Genomic DNA, 955 nt, shown 5'->3' on the forward strand with positions numbered 1-955 from the left:
CGCGCCGCGCTCGCGCGCAAGAAACCCGAAGCGGCCACCGCGCCGGTGTTCGTGCCCGCCTTCGCCGGCGCGGCCGGCGCGCATGCACCCGTCCGCGCGAACCGTCCGCAGGCGTCGTTCGCGCGCCGCCTGCTGCGCGCATGGCCGCTCGCGCTGCTGCTGGCCGGGCTCGTCGGCATCGCGTACTGGGAAGACATGCAGCGCACCGCCGAGCTCGCCGACATCGACGCGGCCATGCTCAGCGACGACCTGCCGCTCAACGCCTATCTCGACCACGGGTTCAACGCGTATCTTTCGCACGCACGCTAACAGACAACAACGAGGGGATCGCACGGGTGAGTCAGAAGCGCGGCCTGGCCGTATTTTTCGGATGCGTGATCGCAGTCGCCGTGTCGTACGTGGCCACGTATCCGCGATTCCACCCGACACCCGCCGCGACCACCGCCGCGGCAACCAGCACGCCCGCGCCGTCGTCGGCGGCGACCGCGCTCGGCGCCGATCTCGCGCCGCTGCCGCTTCCGCTGCCGGTCGCCAACGGCCCGCTGTCGTGGGCGCGCCTGAGCGCGGCGCAGCGCGAGGCGCTCGCGCCGTTCGCCGATCAGTGGGACGGCTTCAGCGAAGCACGCAAGCGCAAATGGCTGAAGATCGCGTCACGTTTCCAGAAAATGACGCCTGAAGCGCAGAAACGCCTGCAGGCCCGCATGTCCGAATGGGTGCGGATGACGCCCGAGCAGCGCCGCGTCGCGCGCGAGAACTACCAGAGCGCGAAGGCGCTGTCCGCGCAGGCGCGCGAACGCGCGTGGAAGGCGTATCAGCAGCTGCCGCCGGAACAGAAGGAACGCCTGGCGGCCGCCGAGCGCCGTCGCCGGCCGAGCGTGGTCAGCGCGCCGCCGACCGGCGCCGATCGCGACGTGCGCCGGATCGTCAACGGGCGTGTGCAGCCGGCCAGCAGCCC

General features: G+C 71.8%; 2 protein-coding genes. Both read left to right on the plus strand.

The annotated features are described in order from the left end of the window. Positions 1-309 (plus strand): DUF3619 family protein (locus tag HMPREF3115_RS02505; RefSeq protein ID WP_070553348.1); only part of this gene is annotated, 309 nt, incomplete at its 5' end. Between the two features lie 26 nt (positions 310-335). Then, a partial coding sequence (locus HMPREF3115_RS02510) for a DUF3106 domain-containing protein (protein WP_070553349.1) occupies positions 336-955 on the plus strand: 620 nt, incomplete at its 3' end.

This window comes from Burkholderia sp. HMSC10F09 (assembly GCF_001806955.1).
Lineage (GTDB): Bacteria > Pseudomonadota > Gammaproteobacteria > Burkholderiales > Burkholderiaceae > Burkholderia > Burkholderia multivorans.